A 16723-nucleotide genomic window follows, 5' to 3' on the forward strand; every position below is an offset into this window, starting at 1 on the left:
ATTTAAAATGCAAACTAAACCACCTTTAAAGGTTCGCTTGTTATTCGCTTTGTTTATGTCATTTTCAATGGCTTTGATTATGACTTTTATTATTGTGGCGCTAAATACCGGATTTGATAATGGTTTCTTAATCCGTTGGGGAAAGAGTTTTCTGATGGCTTTCCCCATTGCGTTTGGGGCGGTGTTGGTGTTAGCGCCTCAAGTGCAGAAGTTAGTAGCACGTCTGACATAAACCAAAGCTAATAGTAAGCTCAGGATTAGCCAAGAACTACTCCCGCCCCCGCCACTGGATTGGTGGGTACTAGGTGTAGGAGCTGCGACAACCTCTGACGCTACAGGGTTCGCTTGAGTCGGGGCTGGGGTAGGGATGATAGGTTCGGGTGAAGTGGATAAAATGACAGGTGGTGTACTAGGGGGCGTAGTGTGTGCAGGTGTACTCGGAGTACTAATAGGGGTAGTAGGGACAGTAGGCGTTGGTGTAGTAGCTGTTTTGATAGATACACTGATTTCAGTACTAGCACTTAGTCCTACATCATCTGTGACAGTGAGTTTAAAGCTTAATGTTTGAGGTCGGCTAGGTGCTTTAAAGGAAACTTTAGCTTGATAGGAATGGCTAAGCACTACCGTTTCGCCACTGATTTGCTCCCAATGATAGGTTAAGCCTTGAGTATTGTAGACATCATCACTACTGGCAGACGCATCTAGGGTAACAGTTTTTTCACTCAATGCTTCTGAGGTTTTGACGACTACGGTAGGTGCTGTACTGACGGCACGAACGGCATTAAACGCATCGGCTAAGCCAGCTCCACATTGATGAGTGCATAGTGCTTGAGTACCGAAACTAAAGGGACGCGTGCTTTGTTTGAGTTTGCTTTCTATGAGGGCTGGGATTGATTCAGGTGCTAGTTGTCCATTAGTGAGATTAGGATTAGCGGCTAGCATTAACGCGCTAATGCCACTTACTAACGCAGTCGACATACTGGTTCCAGTCATACTGAGGTAGGTCGCTGTTGAGGGGCTGTCATAGCCAGTATTATAAGTCGCTAAAATATCGACCCCAGGCGCTAATAAATCCACCCCACCCCCACGATTACTAAAACTCGCCAATTGACCATTAGCATCAGCAGCTCCAACCACAATCACATGCTCACAATTAGCAGGCATTTGTTGGCTTACTGGAATAGCAGCATTACCAGCTGCTACCACTACGACAACCCCTTTACTTTGAGCGGTATCCAGTGCTTTTTGGAGTGTAGGGGAGCAAATTGTACTCCGTCCACCCAAGCTTAAATTTAAAATCCGCGCAGGGTTTTGGTTCGTAGGAGCATTCAATACAGGTTCGCCAATAGCCCAATACACAGCATCGATTAAATCAGAAGTGTAGCCCCCATTCGCTCCCATCACGCGTACATTGAGTAGGGTACTTTGAGGACTCACACCGCTAATACCCTGTCCGTTTTGACTGGCAGCAATCAGACCAGCGACATGAGTACCATGCCAACCCGTAGTGTCTAGCGTCCCTTGGTCGGTGGGGTCACTATCACGGGCATCATTATCGCGGGCGATGCTAGCACTACTAATAAAATCATAACCAGAGGTGGCAGCATGATGACCGATAATATTAGGGTTTAAATCAGGATGTTCAGTCACTCCAGTATCAATTACCCCCACCACAGTAGAAGCTGTGCCTTTGGTGATAGACCATGCAGCCGTAGCATTAATGGCGCTTAAGTAATTCGTTTTAGGTGCAAATAAATAAGATTGTTGAGAATAAAGAGTATCACTAGGTGCAAGGGTATGGGGATGAATCGGAATATCAGGCTCGACACTCGCCACACCGGGTAAAGCCTCTAAGGTAGCGGCGTAAAGTTGTGCGGCCTCAAGAGTCATACTTTGCTTAGAGATTAATACATCTGCTCCGGTAGCCAGCGTGCGAGCATGCTTTAAATCTAAACCAGTGAGGTTTTCAGCACTTTGAGTGATGAGGCTTTGATGTTCTATTTGATGACTAACACTCATCGCTCCTAAGGTAGGTAAATAATTAATAATAAAACGATCTGTAGTAACTGTATCTTCAGACCATCCTAAACTAGGTAATACTAACCCTGCACAGAGTAAAGCTGTGCCCCATCTATTAAGAGTGATGAACATAATAAGCAACCCGTAAAGCGATAAGGGTTAAGTTACGAATTTGGTTCAAAGAACCCAATGAGAGCAGGTATAAGGGGTCGCAAGTATAAGATTAATAATATTAATGGATTTAAGCAGAGGATTAGTGGTAGGGGATTAATGAGTCTTAAAATAGACGAGCGCAATTATCCAAGTATTTCTAGTACTTGGATAATTCTGTGACTCTGAGCGAGTTAAGGAGCGCGTTTAGCTTTTCTCATCCATGCCGCAGCGCCTAATAAAATCAGTAGAGCAGGATTGAAATTGCCGCCTCCCCCCCCTGATGATTCTGGAGTAGGAGTAGGAGTAGGAGTAGGAGTAGGAGTAGGAGTAGGAGTAGGAGTAGGAGTAGGAGTAGGAGTAGGAGTAGGAGTAGGAGTAGGAGTAGGAGTAGGAGGAGTAGGAGTAGGAGTAGGAGTAGGAGTAGGAGTAGGAGTAGGAGTAGGAGTAGGAGTAGGAGTAGGAGTAGGAGTAGGAGTAGGAGTAGGAGTAGGAGTAGGAGTAGGAGTAGGAGTAGGAGTAGGAGTAGGAGTAGGAGTAGGAGTAGGAGTAGGAGTAGGAGTAGAGTAGGAGTAGGAGTAGGAGTAGGAGTAGGAGTAGGAGTAGGAGTAGGAGTAGGAGTAGGAGTAGGAGTAGGAGTAGGAGTAGGAGTAGGAGTAGGAGTAGGAGTAGGAGTAGGAGTAGGAGTAGGAGTAGGAGTAGGAGTACTTGCGTAAATCGTGACGGTATCGGCTGCTGAGGTAAGCCCTACATCATCTGTCACGGTCAAGGCAAAAGTATAAGTGCTAGGTGTGGCAGCGCTAGTAAAGCTGGGTAAGGCCGAGCTGGCATTACTTAAGGTAACACTAGAGCCAGCCGTTTGTACCCACTGATAACGTACAATACTACCGTCATCACTACTATTTAAGCCATTCAGAGTGACCTTGGTATTAGGGGTGGTATTTTGATTAGTACCTGCATTCGCAGTAGGGGCTGTGCTAACTGCTTTAACCGCTGCCCACACATCTAAGATCCCCGTGCCTCCCGCAGGGCAGGTAGTATTAGTGCTACCTACGAGACAAGCAGGTTGGGCAATATTACTAAATGCACGGGTTGATTCGCGCAATTTCATCTTAATCAGTGTCGGTATAGTCGTTTTGGCAACAGTACCATCAGTGAGTTTACTATTAGCCGCTAACATGAGGCTCACGGTTCCTGAGACTAAAGGTGCAGCAAAGCTAGTACCATAACCGTAAGCATAAGCATCGCCAGAGCCACCTAAAATGGGGGTTTGAGCGCCTAGATTAGTGAGGCTATAAACGGTTCCGGGGGTGCTCAGATCTACTTTAGTACCATAGTTACTATAAGAGGCGCGTGCACCGTTATTATCTAATGCACCCACCACAATCACGCCCTGACAATTAGCGGGAGTAAATTGACTGGTATCGATATTTTGATTACCCGCTGCAACCACAACTACGACTCCTTGAGCTAAAGCGTCGTTAATAGCACTTTGCTCCGTCGCACTACAGGTTCCTACCGTACCCAAACTAAGATTGATTACCTTAGCGGGGTGAGTATTAGTGGGCACATTCGCCGCGCTTAAACCAGCCGCCCAACGCATCGCATCAGCAATATCAGAAGTTAAACCCCCACCTTTACCTAAAACGCGCACATTGAGTAAACGTCCATTCCAACTAATTCCCGTCATCCCTAAGCTATTATTGCCTTTAGCACCAATAATGCCTGCGACAAATAGACCATGCCATGAGCTAGAACCATCACTAACGCTTTGATCCCCTTCGTCAAACGGATTGCTATCTCGTCCATTACCATCAGCGGCCTGTGTAGGATCAGAGATAAAATCATAGCCAGAGGTTGAGACCTGCTGTCCCCAGACATTGGTCAGAATATCACTGTGATCTACCAGACCTGTATCTAAGACGGCTACCGTAATATCGGCGCTACCCGTGGTAATTTGCCATGCACTGGGCAGATTCAGACCGACCACTGAGCTACTATAGTCTTGTAAATAAGTTTGGCGATAAAAGTTAGGATCATTAGGTGTAATAGTAGCGGGATAACGTAAGGAATCTGGTTCAGCGATTTCCACTTCTGGATTCAGCGCAATTTGTTGCGCATAGAGTCGAGCTTCTTGCTCAGTGAGTGCTTGGGGTAGCTTTAAGATATGCCACTGCTCATTACTAGAGCGCACCCAGTTGAGGGGCAGCCCTGTAATCAAGCTCGATTGTTGAGTTAAGATCTGACCTATCTGACCTAATTGCGTGCGACTAAGCTGAGTACTTTGAGCGTTCAAGGGCGCACGTAATTTAACAATTACCTGCTGTACCAAAGGCGCTGCTTTCGTAGTTTGACTATAAGCAGTGCTACTTAAAGCCAAAGAAATACAAAAAAACAGAGGTTTAATAAGTAGTTTCATAATGAATAGGGGGTTCGTTTATTATTGTGGTTTTAATATAAAACCAGTTTATACGTAACTATAGTTAGTATAGGTAAAAATTCCGACTACTTGTATTTTTGTTAATTTTTTAATAAGTAAAATATGCAACATAATCTCTATATAGTGGCCGCTCAATTTCGACGCTTACTTCGGAAGCGAACCTGCTCCATGCGTCAATTACGCCTGCTTAAAATAGCTAGGCATCATTTAGAGCAAGTGAGGCAAATGTATGTCGAGTCGTACCGATTAAGGTATAAGTTGCGTTATCACAACCACCGCTATTATGTATTAGATGATCCCGAAATTTCAGATGCAGAATATGATCATTTATTCCGCGAATTGCAGCATTTAGAACAAACTTTTCCAGAGCTAATAACCCCCGACTCTCCTACTCAACGCGTAGGGGGCGAGGTCGTGGGTGGTTTTGCTGAGGTGAAACATTTACGCCCGATGTTGTCGTTGGCTAATGTGTTTAATGAGGCAGAACTACTAGCTTTTGATAAGCGTATTCACGAACGTTTGAAACTCGATGCAGAGTTAGCATTGGATTATGTCGCTGAGCCTAAATTAGATGGTTTAGCGATTAGCTTAGTGTACCGAGAAGGGGTTTTAGCGCGGGCGGCTACACGCGGTGATGGTGAAACCGGAGAAGATGTCACCTTAAATGTGCGTACTATCAAAACCTTACCATTAAAGCTATTAGGTACAGGTTGGCCGCAACTCTTAGAGGTGCGTGGTGAAATTATTATGCCACGCAAGGGGTTTGAAACTTTAAATCAAAAGCTCAGTGCTCAAGGGCAAAAAACGTTTGTCAATCCGCGTAATGCTGCCGCCGGAAGCCTGCGTCAATTAGACCCGCAACTGACCGCTCAACGACCTTTAGCTATTTATTGTTATGCCGTAGGGATAGTAGAAGGAGGGGCTATGCCCACTACTCATTGGCAACAATTAGCGCAATTAAAAGTATGGGGCTTACCCGTGAGTGATTTGATTGAGCAAGTGCAAGGGGTAAAGGGGGGTGAAGCTTACTTCATGGCTATGAGTGCTAAACGTGCCAATCTGCCTTTCGATATTGATGGAGTAGTTTACAAAATCAATGATTTAAGCTTGCAAGGCGAGTTGGGTTTTGTCAGTCGTGCGCCGCGTTGGGCGATTGCACATAAATTTCCTGCCGAGGAGCAAACCACTACCATTTTAGAGGTGGAGTTCCAAGTAGGTAGAACAGGTGCTTTGACTCCTGTTGCTCGTTTAGATCCGGTATTTGTCGGAGGTGTTACGGTGAGTAATGCAACCTTGCATAATATGGATGAAATTGAACGTAAAGGGATTCAAATTGGTGATGTGGTTGTAGTGAGACGGGCTGGAGATGTGATTCCAGAGGTCGCAAGAGTATTAACCGATCAGCGTAATAGTGCTAATCCTACCAAGACGATTGAGTTGCCAATGGCTTGTCCGGTTTGTGGGTCTCATGTGGAGCGTGTTTTAGGCGACGCGGTCGCACGTTGTACCGGAGGCTTATATTGTCCAGCTCAAGTCAAAGAGGCGATTAAACACTTTGCTTCACGTCGTGCGATGAATATTGAGGGTTTGGGTGATAAGTTAGTGGAGCTGTTATTTGCTCAGGGTTTAATTAAGCATCTTGATGATATTTACCGCCTAGAGGTCGAGTCGATTGCTGCTTTAGAGCGTATGGGTAAAAAATCGGCTGAGAATCTGATTGCTGCGATTGATAAAAGTAAACAGACGACACTGGAGCGTTTTATTTATGCTCTAGGTATTCGTGAGGTAGGGGAGTCTACCGCCAAAGCGTATGCGAAGCATTTAGGCTCTTTAGAGGCTTTAATGCAATCAGATGAGCTAGCTTTGCAGCAAGTTCCAGATGTGGGACCAGTGGTTGCAGCTCATACCGCCAAATTTTTTGCAGAACAACACAATCGTGACACTATTCAACAACTACAAGCTTTAGGCGTGAGCTGGTCAAATTATGAGGTGAATACCAGACCAGCAGGTGTGTTAGCAGGTCAGGTGCTGGTACTCACGGGAACCTTTAGCCAAGTGAGCCGTGAGGGGGCGAAAGAGCGTTTGGAAGCATTGGGGGCAAAGGTGGCAGGTAGTGTTTCTGCCAAAACAACTCTAGTGTTTGCTGGAGAAAAAGCCGGATCGAAATTAGCGAAAGCTGAGAGTTTAGGTGTGCCGATTGCGGATGAGGAGGCTTTGTTAAAAGTACTGAAGGAAGGGCTAGAAAATGAATAATTTTTTAAGCAGGAGCTTGACAGGTTAGGAGTGCTTCTCTATTATTCGCAGCCTGTTCAGCGGGAATAGCTCAGTTGGTAGAGCATAACCTTGCCAAGGTTAGGGTCGCGAGTTCGAGTCTCGTTTCCCGCTCCAAATTAAATTGGACTGGACATTTAACACATTCTATGCGGGAATAGCTCAGTTGGTAGAGCATAACCTTGCCAAGGTTAGGGTCGCGAGTTCGAGTCTCGTTTCCCGCTCCACTTAAGTGTTTTATTTAAGTAGATAGTTCTGTGTTGCGGCTGAATGGCAGAATGGTCATGCAACGGATTGCAAATCCGTCTATTCCGGTTCGATTCCGGACTCAGCCTCCAATCAATAATGCCCCTCAATGCCCAGGTGGCGAAATAGGTAGACGCAAGGGACTTAAAATCCCTCGGATGGTGACATCCGTGCCGGTTCGACTCCGGCTCTGGGCACTCTCATATTCAAGCACTTATCTTAATATCCCGTCTTAATCGTCAAGTTTTCTATTTTGACTAGATGCGCAATTTTGCCAGACGAAAACCGCTTTATGCTTTAGGTTTTATTCCTGCCTATACGAACCAAATACGAACTAAGCAGGCAATAAAAAAGGCAAGATTGCTCTTGCCTCTTGGTTTGGTGTCGATAGGTAGCCTAGTTAATATAAACGTTTGGGATTAACCTCTATTACCTTATTAGGGTAGTGAATTTTAATCTCGATTAAGTCTTTCGAGTAGCGGAATATATCCACTAATGCGCCCTTTGAATTAGCCTCACGTTTAATCTGGAGTGCTTCTAGATCACTAATATTTAAGCGTAGTGTTTCAGTACTCATTTAAGCCACCTTATCCAAATGAATCACCCCACTCTGTTGATTGTTGGCTAATTTATATTTAGAAACGCCGTTTTTCTGTATCGGGTTTAATTCTAAGATACCAATATTATAAGCACGGCTTAACCATGAATCGGCAAGCGCTGCAATTAACTTAATTCCATTAGCCAGTTTATGCTCACTAATAAATAACCGTGTTTGCTCGGTACTCGGTTTTAATTCCCCTGCTCTTAGTTTCATAACCCATAGGTCGAATAGCTCATCTTGTTTATCAGTAGGAGCAAGGTTAGCGTCACTCAGTGCAGGGTCATGACTACCCTGTGTAGGCACTGCACGGGTTGAACCCTGTGTAACCCTGTGCACAGGGTTAGAAGGGGCTTGCACAGGGTCTAGTTGCACAGGGTTAGACACAGGGTAGGCAGGGTTAGCTTGCACAGGGTTAAGAGTGGGTACTACGCCACCAAAACCGACTTGAGGTGCTGAATAAGGCAGGGCGATAATATCCGGTGCTGGTGAGTTTTCAAGGCTTAGGTTAGCAGTATGATGCGGGTTTACATTCCAGTTCAGGGTTTTATTTTCATAGCGCACCGCTGAAAGTAGGGCATCGTTTTGTACATAAAGCACCTGATAAATAACCACGCCAATAATACTAAGCTCTAATACTAACGCCATAATAAAAGCAATACTTTCGTGATCGAATCCAAACGCAATTTTTAAATCCGGTGCTTTGTCCTTCATTAATTGCGCCATGCGGCTATATTCATTCGCGGATAGGGTAGAGGCATTCGCTTGTGCAGTGGCGACGGATTCACTATTTAAATAACCATATTTATCGGATTCCCGCGCTTTTAATTGTGCGGCTAATACTTGAGCCTGTGCGCCTTCTATTCTTTGCTTAGACGCTAATTCCTCATATTGATAATACTTTTTAATATCATCGTGTTTATTTAAAAAGGTTTCGATGACAGAACTACCAGCGGTCAATGAATAGAGCATTAGCATTAATACGGTAATGATTCCAATACCGCCTACTAGAATATTATTGTGCCTAAAACTATTCACAGTCGAGCGTAAAATGTAGCCTTCAGATAGATTGAAGAAGATGACTAGCACCGCTGCCACAATAGCCAACAGTGCAGAAATAGGGCTTAGGAGCTGGTAGGCAAAAAAGCTACCCATAGCACCCGCGCATAGGAGTAGGGCAATTTCGACTATTTTTATTCCGGTTGCGCCTTTAGCTTTGCGTTTAAGCGCGTTTAGTTTGTCGGTATTGCCTTGATTGATCTTGAGCCATACCAAAGCACCCACGGCTACTAGAAAGACGATGAATAATAAATCTTCCATGATTAATCCTCCTTACCTTGACCGATTGCCTGAGCTGTGGCGTTAAATTCATCCTCACAAGCGAGGCTATACAACCAGAGTGCTACCTGTTCTTGACGTGTTTCATAGTCTTGAGTAGTGGAACGGTCAAAGCGCTGCATACAAGCCTCTACATAATCCGCCTCTGACTCATAGTGTTGGTGTGCCCATGAGTCTAAATAGGGCTTTGTCTGGATTTTTCGCCACATAGCAGCGGCTTCATAGCGCCATTTTTCAGTTTCTTGATAGGTGGGTGCTGGTGGAAAATCAGGCTCTCTACACTTATTTCCAGTACACCAAGGGTTAGCGCGAATAGCGCTAACCAATGAAGAAAGGGAACTATCCGGGTAAGACGGGAAGGTCTGTTGCACGGTCTGGTTTAGGTCAAAGTCGGGCTTATACGTAATTTCAGCACCCTTGAGTACGTCATTAAACGTATTGACCGCCTCGGCTTTGGTTTCGATGCGCCATGTATGGACACGGGTTTCGATAGTAGGGTTTGACCATAAACTAATGCCCTTCACCTTGGCGACTATTTCACCGTATTTATTGGTCATAACTTCGCCCGTTTCCTCATTCACACGGGAGAGGGTATAGAGCTTTAAGGGTCGTTTTTTACGTGGAATACATGCGCCACCTTGTGCCACTAGATAACGTTCCCAATCGCCGCTATCGGCTGCACGGTAGGCTTGCTTTAATAGATCGTGCTCAAGGTCGTTTTCATCTTTGACTCTGCGTAGTTCACGCCACACACCGACGGATGCGCCGCCTATTTGCTGGAATTGACGAATACCCCACAGAGACGCCCATGCACGCACACGGGAGGCTGAATCATTCGCAGACGTGCCACTCTCAAAATCTTCATCGACTCCAAAACCATCGATATTTTTTGAGACGTATTTGGCAATGTATCCGGTAGCACTGCCTTTTGTGGTGTCGATTTTGACCGCCTGAAAACGGTATTTAAATGCCCCCTTTTCGTGTCCATCCTCAGAGAGTGCATAGTCACGCATGATGCGAGTGACCTCATAGCGGTCGTTTTTGGGCATGAATAACAATAAATGCCAGTGTGGTGTACCGTCGTGGTGCGGTTCTGCAATACGGAATCCGTACACGTTCAGCTCATAGTAGTTAAAACTGGCACGAATACGCGCCCATAATTTTGTGAGGTACGCTTGTGCTTGGCGTGGATTCGCGCCGTTATAGGTGGGGTTAGGGATTGCCTTACCCTTATTTTGCGTTTGAGCGTGATATTTAGAGGGACAGGTGAGGGTATAAAAGACCGCCACATGACCTTGTGCCTTAGCATAGTGTTCATAACCGCGCATCCGTACCATCAATTCAGCACGTCTTACGTCAGGATTTGCTAGAGAACCCTTAAGAATCTGCATCATCTCGATACGCTCGCCCGTTTCTTCACAGACGGCTTCTAGGCGCTCCATCGCTTTGTAGGCATTTTTGATGCGGTTGGTAATGCGGGTATGGAGCGGATTCGACAAATAAGCACCTCTACCACGTCCGACTGCACCGCTGGCAATCATGAAGTGCTCTTCCTCACGATCTTGGGTCACGGTCAAACGTTTACGCCAAAACTGCTCATCTTGTACTCTGGCGATTAATCCGGCTGGCGATTGATCACCTACTGGCACACCTTGACTCTCCAATAATTCACAAGCGACTTGATAAGCTTGTGCTTGACCATCCTCACTTTTGCCTAAGGAACGAATGGAACGTCTAGCCAAAAGGCTTAGACGTTCTGCTTTGAGTTTTATTGCTTCATCAGAGAGGGAGCTATTGCGCTCACTATTAGGTTTTATACGTTTGGCGGTATCGACTGCCTCTAATAGGCTGTGATTCGCATTACGTCGGGCTTCTGAGGCTCTAAGTGTGGTATCGGTAAAAGCCTGTTCATAACGCTGAATAAGCCAGTCTTGAGCGAGTGTAGGTAATTCCGCTAGACGCTCAGTAATCCACATCGCATCCTCACGATGATGCGAGGGTAGTGAGTTAAACATGGCTCACCTCACTAGATGCGTTGGTAGGTAGATTTTTAGCTAGCCAGCTCACCCATAGACGCGCTCGCATGGCGTATTGATTTGCAGGTTGTTTTTGAGCGATACGCCGTTCAATTTCGGTCTTGACCTGTTGCAGGCGCTGGTCAAAGCTCACCGGAATAGGTAGGGTAGGTTTCATTTTTTCACCCCGCGCCCGTCGGTGACTTCACACTGAGTCAGATAGTGATCTAGGGTAGAACGACGATAGCGCACCGCTTTACCTAATTTGAGATAAGGCAGGCGGTCTGGATAATGACAACGCCACAAGGCTAGGGTGCTAGGGGCTAAATGCAGATAAGCACCCGCTTGCTCGGTGTTCAATAACGGGTCATCTTGCAGGGCAAAGGCGGCTACATTTTGGATAATTTTAGCGCGTTTGGCTTGCTCACGATCACGCCGCCATTTCGGGGCACGTTTGGCGGTAGGAGTGAAGAGGTTAGAGCGGTAGTTTTTCATGCTGCTACCTCCACACGGGATTCTAAGTAGGTTTCTAGGCGATTTTCGAGGGTTTCAAGGGTTTGAAATGCTTTCCATAGGCGGTTCGCTACATCTTGACCGACTAACACACTAGGCTCGGTTTCGCAGGCGGCTACTAGCTTGATATTGTCGTGAACCAGTTGGGAGAGGCTTTGCAGCATTAATAATTCATGCTTAAGCTCGTTGATTTCATTCACAAATTGACGGGTGATCATGCTGTCACCTCGCTAGCTTGTTGCAGTGCAAGCGTTTCAATCGCTTGTACATGGGCTTCTATGTGGCGTAAACGATCAACCACCGCATCTAAATAAGAGACTTGCAAGCCATTGCTGAGTGACCAAAAGCCCTCGTCTTTGTCATCGGGAATAGCGAGTAGTAGCGCTTGAGCTTGCCATGTGGTGAGTTTAATAGCATCGAGTGCATCAAGAACGGGTTGCCTAGCTAGAGTGCTCATGCTGCTACTCCTTGCGTCTGTGCTTTGGCTTCTTGAATGAGCTTAAACAAGGTGGCTTTTTCATCCGCACTGAGTTCTTGAATGAGGTTGCCTAATACGTCTTGATCAACTGGCTTAGGGCTAGCGCTTGCTTTTAATTGCCGCTCAAGGTCGCTTACCTCGCGCTCAATATCGGTGATCTGGTCGCTAATGCCTTGCACCAAACGTTCAAGACCCGACAGGATGCTGAAATATTCATTCTGTTCACCACAGGCGTTAGCGGCTACCGCACCTAATAAGGCTTGCACTTCATAAACACGGCTATGGGCTTCACATACGCTACGAAAGGCACTTTTTGATGCACCAACAGATAGACTGATCATGCTGCTACCTCCACCGCTGGACTGGTAAAGGGGTTATTGGCTTTGAGTGTGGCTTTATTGAGCGGCTGTGTGGGTTGTGGCGTGGCAAATAGGCGGATTAATTCCGCTTTTTGGGTGATATAGGGTAGGTCACTGAAGATCACCTCTAGGGCTTGAAGCGCTTGTTCTAGGCTGTCGGCTTCAAAAGTTTCTAAATTCACACCATGATAGGTGGCACGATAATACACCACATCGACAAAGCGGCTGGTATGGGGTTGGTTATTGAGTTGTCCCTTATGAAAACCTAGGACAATCCACGCGACGGGTAGTCCGTCTTGGTAGGCGATTACGCCCGTTTGAGTATCTAGATAGGTGAGGTTAGCAGGGTAGGCAAAAGCCTTGCTAGTACAGGCACTTAAGGCGGTCATGATCGTTACTCTGTCAAGTTTCAACTTACATCCAGAATTGTCAGGTGTAGTTGTCGCTCCAGAGGACACGATGCGTGTATTTCGGTCTAAGCCGTGTTGTAGTCTACGCACACCCGACATTCCGCCGTTTGGGTAGCTTACAGGCTTATGACCACCGCCTGCGTGTTGGCGGTTATGGTCGCCTCTGTCATTACAACTACTTGCAATTTCTGCGTTTATGCCTAACTCAATAGGCATGGGTGCATCATAGCGTGGTGTAGTGCTTTTGCTCAATTCAATAAAATTGAATGATTGAAGGCTGATTGTTTGATTTTTTTGAACGGTAGGCATACTATTACCCCTGTTAATGTTAGCTTTACCGCGTTACGTTGTTTTAGTTGTCGTCACGCGGTAGGTAAAAGCTCCAAAGCCATCCCAGACAGGTGGCTTTTTTTTTGCCTTGTAAAAAGCAGGCGACTTACGCCGCCTCAACTCAACACAGGGACTCATAAAAACGCTGAAGCTGTTACGGGTTATCTTGTCGAGTACGTGGCTAACTTGCCACGAGTGCGCGGCTGTACTGGTGCAGGTACAGCCTTCATCTGGTTCAAACGTCACAAAATGCTTGCCTTTGGGTTTTCCGGCATAAAAAAAGGCGGTCAGGGGTGAAATGACGTTGAACCACCCGACCGCCTGAAAACATCCCACTATGAGTAATTACCGCTTAGGGACAATCAGGGATGTTTTTCCCACCTGAGAACGAAAACGTTTAACGCTTGACCTGATAGCGTGTCATAAACTCGCACACATCATGCAGCCGATAGCGGCATAATGGCTCTAGGACAAGCTGGGCATTTTTATGCTTACGCGGTACTTCCACAGCCGTTAAGGGCAAGCTATCCACGGAACGCGAATTTTTATAGCCCAAGGCTCTAGCGACTTGGCTTTTATTCATCCACCCGTTGCGATGTTCTAACACCACACCATTAGCAGCGGTGTGCTTATCCAGTAGATAGGCGCGTGGCGTTCTTTTAGGTTTGGCAGTTGGTCCGGTCATGGTTAACTAACCCCTTCTAATTGTTTAAGCAGCGCTTTGATTTTACGTGTAACCGATTGACCATACTCATGGGCTTTTCGGTACAGTACTAAGGCTCGTGCTACATCGGTACTTTCTAACGCATAAGCATAGGCTTCATAGGCTTTACCCCGTACCGAATCAGTGATGCTATCAGTGGCAGTCAGTTCTAATAATTGCGCGATGTAGTCCACCATCAAATAAGGTTCAGGATGTTTGAGTATTTCGTGCGCCATATCCCTTAAAAACACTTCGGGCAAGGGACTTTTAAAATTTTGAGGCGCGTTCATCCCTTGTTTGAGTGCGTATTCCGCTAGAGGCATAAATAACGCCCAATCGTGCACATCACTCGCCCAAATACACAACACTACAAAACTTTCGTTATGACCTGAGCGAGGCTGTATTAGGCAGTTTTGCAAGTACTCTCGATACTTAGGCAACCATTGGCGTTTTAAGCTGATACGATCACGCAAACTACGCTCTAACTTTAACCGTGCTATATCCGCTTCTAAACTCGCAATCATTAAAGCTTTTTGTGGAATAGCACCCACCTTAGCCATAGGTGAGGCGTTGACCACCTCACACTTTGCCCGATGCTGTGACGCGGGACTGATCACCACTACACCCACGCGCCATTGTGTTTAAGCTGAATGGCACTAGAGCGCATCGCAGCAAATTTGCCGTAATCCTCCACCACATAGGCATCATTAGAGCTTAAATATTCCTCTACACGATCCCGCTTAGGATTATCAATAATGGCGCGTCTTACCCCACCCGTCTGATAATAAATACTCAGATTGTCATAGGACGTGACCACTAGACCGCGTTGGGGAAAGAAAGGCGGACAAATGGTGGGCAATCCTGCAATGGCTTGCGTGGCAAACCATGTTTGTAACGCATTGCGTTCGGTCGCTGCACGGCTGTCGTTATACAGATTTAAGCCATGATTCACCCATAGTTCACGCCCTAGCATGAGTACTAGGTCATCACTGCCCACATGCCACGCATCTAATAGACTTGCCATGACATCAAAGACCGCCGCGTCTAGGGTTTGGTATGTGCCACCCTCACCAATTTGATAAACATCACTGGTGGCTTGACCGGTGGAGTCATAGCCCATAAAACGCTGTGGCGCATTAGCGCGTACTTTTTCCAACCATCCGGCATTCACATCTTGCAATAAGGGATAAGTGGCACGGTTGGTCTTTTTGGCGGCATGTGTGCCATTCCATCCGGTCATGATGCGGTCGAGTGCCATACGTTTAAGGGTAGCTTTACGATACAACACCCCAAAGGTTCCAACAGGGTCAGTTCCGCGTGGTTTGGCAATTGCCCACGCATCCATCACCCGATAATCAAGGTGCGTGTCAAAGTTGGTTTGCATACACTCATAATCATCGGGATTGACTTCACCCACATAGGCGGTTTCTCTTTCTTCATCCTTGGTGTCGGTACGGCTGGCAATCGGATTGCCTACCCCGATTCCGAGCTTTTGCCCTTTTTGTTCAGTGACACCGATGATGTTAATTTTACTGAGTAAATCCGCGCTTTCGGTCATTTGCTCGGTCAAGCGCTGTTCTACTGAGGGGGATACCGTGAACTTTTCGGCAACATCCTCCACCCCATTATCATGGGCGACCGCTTCACGGACTTTATTAAATAGTTTTCTAGTTTGAGTTTGCATAATTCTGGTTTAAACCTCTTAATAACTAACGCGGTCATGTTCCGTTTGATAAGACGCGCCACCCGTGGCAGGTCTACGCTTAAAGCGCCCTTGACTGCCATTACCTATTTCTTCAATGATGGTGTGCGTCTCTTTAGCCTGTTGCTTTAGCTCGCTAAGCTGTTGATTAAATTGATTAGTCATGGCTTGCAATTGTTGATTAAGGGACATATGCAAAGCCTGCAAAGCACTAAACCACTGATTGTCCAGCGCCGCACCTGCACCTACTGCGCCCTGATTCATCATTAAGGGAATGGTGGCTTCTAAAGGGTCTGAAATGACCTGCGCTTGGCGCATCGAGGCAGAAAATTGCATCATTCCTAGCCCTAAACTGGCTGGGCTGTCTGTTACGGCAATTCCGGTTAAATAGGTTTTAGGGGTATCGGTCGCATTGATTTTAAAATCAGGGGTTAGCTCGACTGAGAAATAAAGCTTTTGCCCATTGCGTACCATTGCCACTAATTCAGGGGCTGGGGATACTTTGACATAAAGGGCTAACTTGCCATGCAGTGCGCTTCCATCCTTAATCACTTCAACCTTGACCGCCTCGACTCGACCTAGGTTTTTAAAGTCGCTGGCTGGCGATAAGCCTCTAATATGCTCATTAGAAATAGAGGCGGCATATACCGCTAGTGAATAGGTTTCAACCACTTCATTTAAGTGTTGCTCGGTAATTTCGCGCCCGTCGATGGTCATACTAGCCACCGCTGCACGTATCCAATCGGTTATTAACATATGTTTTTCATCCAGTTCTCAAGTTGGGTTTCAACACCACCATGATGCAAAGATTCAAACATTCCGGCTATTGAGGCACGGCTGACCTGTCAACTGCTCAGCCGCACTGCTTACACTTTGTTTACTGTTTAAAGAGTTTTTCGAGTGTTTGCCTGTCGTGTTGGTCTTGCTTAGGTAAGTGCTAAGGTCTTTAGCATCGGGCAAAACAGGCAGGTGTGACTATAGCGGCACGGCTGTACTTGCTACAGTACAGCCACAATCTTTAAAGAGTGCTGTTTAGTTAAAGAATGGCTGAACGCGGGATAAATGCGGGTTTTGTAGCGTTTTGTAGCTTTTTGTAACAGTGCTACAACAGGCTAAGACCTCAATAAGGCGCTAACCCGCACTAGCAAGGG

At 46.3% G+C, this 16723-nt stretch carries 17 protein-coding genes and 4 tRNA genes; 6 read left to right on the forward strand and 15 right to left on the reverse strand.

Annotated elements, in window-relative coordinates:
- Nucleotides 1–7: 7 nt before the first annotated feature.
- Nucleotides 8–232, forward strand: coding sequence for a DUF2798 domain-containing protein (locus tag IPL34_RS09885; protein WP_296841237.1), 225 nt, complete (start codon nt 8–10; stop codon nt 230–232).
- On the opposite strand, the gene IPL34_RS09890 is transcribed toward IPL34_RS09885, so the two are convergent.
- Nucleotides 199–2151: a S8 family serine peptidase gene (locus IPL34_RS09890; protein WP_296841239.1), complete on the reverse strand. Its 1953-nt coding sequence runs from the start codon at nt 2149–2151 to the stop codon at nt 199–201. The genes IPL34_RS09885 and IPL34_RS09890 overlap by 34 nt on opposite strands.
- A gap of 262 nt (nt 2152–2413) precedes the next feature.
- Nucleotides 2414–4588: a S8 family serine peptidase gene (locus tag IPL34_RS09895; protein ID WP_296841241.1), complete on the reverse strand. Its 2175-nt coding sequence runs from the start codon at nt 4586–4588 to the stop codon at nt 2414–2416.
- 246 nt (nt 4589–4834) lie between these two features.
- On the opposite strand from IPL34_RS09895, the gene ligA reads away from it, so the two are divergent.
- The 5 genes from ligA (at nt 4835) to IPL34_RS09920 (ending at nt 7323) form a co-directional block, all read left to right on the forward strand.
- Nucleotides 4835–6862 carry an NAD-dependent DNA ligase LigA gene (gene ligA, locus IPL34_RS09900; protein ID WP_296843060.1) on the forward strand — a complete coding sequence of 676 codons (2028 nt, stop codon included), beginning with the start codon at nt 4835–4837 and terminating at the stop codon, nt 6860–6862.
- 59 nt (nt 6863–6921) lie between these two features.
- Nucleotides 6922–6997: transfer RNA gene (locus IPL34_RS09905), tRNA-Gly, on the forward strand.
- Nucleotides 6998–7031: 34 nt separating this feature from the next.
- A tRNA-Gly gene (locus IPL34_RS09910) sits at nt 7032–7107 on the forward strand.
- A 37-nt stretch (nt 7108–7144) separates the two neighbouring features.
- Nucleotides 7145–7218 (forward strand) — tRNA-Cys (locus IPL34_RS09915).
- A gap of 19 nt (nt 7219–7237) precedes the next feature.
- Nucleotides 7238–7323, forward strand: a tRNA-Leu gene (locus IPL34_RS09920).
- Nucleotides 7324–7526: 203 nt separating this feature from the next.
- On the opposite strand, the gene IPL34_RS09925 is transcribed toward IPL34_RS09920, so the two are convergent.
- From IPL34_RS09925 to IPL34_RS09985, 13 genes are all read right to left on the reverse strand, one after another.
- On the reverse strand, nt 7527–7703 hold the full coding sequence (locus IPL34_RS09925; RefSeq protein WP_296841243.1) for a hypothetical protein: 177 nt from the start codon (nt 7701–7703) through the stop codon (nt 7527–7529).
- Nucleotides 7704–9044: a hypothetical protein gene (locus tag IPL34_RS09930; protein WP_296841245.1), complete on the reverse strand. Its 1341-nt coding sequence runs from the start codon at nt 9042–9044 to the stop codon at nt 7704–7706.
- A gap of 2 nt (nt 9045–9046) precedes the next feature.
- The gene (locus IPL34_RS09935) at nt 9047–11077 is read right to left on the reverse strand and encodes a replication endonuclease (RefSeq protein ID WP_296841247.1); all 2031 of its coding nucleotides are present in this window, start codon (nt 11075–11077) and stop codon (nt 9047–9049) included.
- Nucleotides 11070–11255 (reverse strand): hypothetical protein, encoded by a 186-nt coding sequence (locus IPL34_RS09940; RefSeq protein WP_296841249.1) that lies wholly within the window; start codon nt 11253–11255, stop codon nt 11070–11072. The genes IPL34_RS09935 and IPL34_RS09940 overlap by 8 nt, the downstream gene beginning before the upstream one ends.
- The gene (locus tag IPL34_RS09945) at nt 11252–11572 is read right to left on the reverse strand and encodes a helix-turn-helix domain-containing protein (protein WP_296841251.1); all 321 of its coding nucleotides are present in this window, start codon (nt 11570–11572) and stop codon (nt 11252–11254) included. Before IPL34_RS09945 ends, IPL34_RS09940 begins: the two co-directional genes overlap by 4 nt.
- Nucleotides 11569–11808: a hypothetical protein gene (locus IPL34_RS09950; protein ID WP_296841253.1), complete on the reverse strand. Its 240-nt coding sequence runs from the start codon at nt 11806–11808 to the stop codon at nt 11569–11571. Before IPL34_RS09950 ends, IPL34_RS09945 begins: the two co-directional genes overlap by 4 nt.
- Complete coding sequence (locus IPL34_RS09955) at nt 11805–12047, reverse strand: hypothetical protein (RefSeq protein ID WP_296841255.1); 243 nt, start codon at nt 12045–12047, stop codon at nt 11805–11807. The genes IPL34_RS09950 and IPL34_RS09955 overlap by 4 nt, the downstream gene beginning before the upstream one ends.
- Nucleotides 12044–12409, reverse strand: coding sequence for a hypothetical protein (locus IPL34_RS09960; protein WP_296841257.1), 366 nt, complete (start codon nt 12407–12409; stop codon nt 12044–12046). The genes IPL34_RS09955 and IPL34_RS09960 overlap by 4 nt, the downstream gene beginning before the upstream one ends.
- Nucleotides 12406–13146 carry a hypothetical protein gene (locus IPL34_RS09965; RefSeq protein WP_296841259.1) on the reverse strand — a complete coding sequence of 247 codons (741 nt, stop codon included), beginning with the start codon at nt 13144–13146 and terminating at the stop codon, nt 12406–12408. Before IPL34_RS09965 ends, IPL34_RS09960 begins: the two co-directional genes overlap by 4 nt.
- A 418-nt stretch (nt 13147–13564) precedes the next feature.
- Nucleotides 13565–13852, reverse strand: coding sequence for a hypothetical protein (locus IPL34_RS09970; protein ID WP_296841262.1), 288 nt, complete (start codon nt 13850–13852; stop codon nt 13565–13567).
- Nucleotides 13853–13854: 2 nt separating this feature from the next.
- Nucleotides 13855–14487, reverse strand: coding sequence for a phage terminase small subunit (gene gpM / locus IPL34_RS09975; RefSeq protein WP_296841263.1), 633 nt, complete (start codon nt 14485–14487; stop codon nt 13855–13857).
- 2 nt (nt 14488–14489) lie between these two features.
- Nucleotides 14490–15554, reverse strand: coding sequence for a phage major capsid protein, P2 family (locus IPL34_RS09980; protein WP_296841265.1), 1065 nt, complete (start codon nt 15552–15554; stop codon nt 14490–14492).
- Nucleotides 15555–15572: 18 nt separating this feature from the next.
- On the reverse strand, nt 15573–16328 hold the full coding sequence (locus tag IPL34_RS09985) for a GPO family capsid scaffolding protein (protein ID WP_296841267.1): 756 nt from the start codon (nt 16326–16328) through the stop codon (nt 15573–15575).
- Nucleotides 16329–16723 lie beyond the last annotated feature (395 nt).

The organism is Thiofilum sp. (genome assembly GCF_016711335.1).
GTDB lineage: Bacteria > Pseudomonadota > Gammaproteobacteria > Thiotrichales > Thiotrichaceae > Thiofilum.

Coding starts and splice junctions, on each gene's coding strand:
- IPL34_RS09885 (WP_296841237.1), top strand. CDS start 8: ATGCAAACTAAACCACCTTTAAAGGTTCGCTTGTTATTCGCTTTGTTT.
- IPL34_RS09890 (WP_296841239.1), bottom strand. CDS start 2,151: ATGTTCATCACTCTTAATAGATGGGGCACAGCTTTACTCTGTGCAGGG.
- IPL34_RS09895 (WP_296841241.1), bottom strand. CDS start 4,588: ATGAAACTACTTATTAAACCTCTGTTTTTTTGTATTTCTTTGGCTTTA.
- ligA (WP_296843060.1), top strand. CDS start 4,835: ATGTATGTCGAGTCGTACCGATTAAGGTATAAGTTGCGTTATCACAAC.
- IPL34_RS09925 (WP_296841243.1), bottom strand. CDS start 7,703: ATGAGTACTGAAACACTACGCTTAAATATTAGTGATCTAGAAGCACTC.
- IPL34_RS09930 (WP_296841245.1), bottom strand. CDS start 9,044: ATGGAAGATTTATTATTCATCGTCTTTCTAGTAGCCGTGGGTGCTTTG.
- IPL34_RS09935 (WP_296841247.1), bottom strand. CDS start 11,077: ATGTTTAACTCACTACCCTCGCATCATCGTGAGGATGCGATGTGGATT.
- IPL34_RS09940 (WP_296841249.1), bottom strand. CDS start 11,255: ATGAAACCTACCCTACCTATTCCGGTGAGCTTTGACCAGCGCCTGCAA.
- IPL34_RS09945 (WP_296841251.1), bottom strand. CDS start 11,572: ATGAAAAACTACCGCTCTAACCTCTTCACTCCTACCGCCAAACGTGCC.
- IPL34_RS09950 (WP_296841253.1), bottom strand. CDS start 11,808: ATGATCACCCGTCAATTTGTGAATGAAATCAACGAGCTTAAGCATGAA.
- IPL34_RS09955 (WP_296841255.1), bottom strand. CDS start 12,047: ATGAGCACTCTAGCTAGGCAACCCGTTCTTGATGCACTCGATGCTATT.
- IPL34_RS09960 (WP_296841257.1), bottom strand. CDS start 12,409: ATGATCAGTCTATCTGTTGGTGCATCAAAAAGTGCCTTTCGTAGCGTA.
- IPL34_RS09965 (WP_296841259.1), bottom strand. CDS start 13,146: ATGCCTACCGTTCAAAAAAATCAAACAATCAGCCTTCAATCATTCAAT.
- IPL34_RS09970 (WP_296841262.1), bottom strand. CDS start 13,852: ATGACCGGACCAACTGCCAAACCTAAAAGAACGCCACGCGCCTATCTA.
- IPL34_RS09980 (WP_296841265.1), bottom strand. CDS start 15,554: ATGCAAACTCAAACTAGAAAACTATTTAATAAAGTCCGTGAAGCGGTC.
- IPL34_RS09985 (WP_296841267.1), bottom strand. CDS start 16,328: ATGTTAATAACCGATTGGATACGTGCAGCGGTGGCTAGTATGACCATC.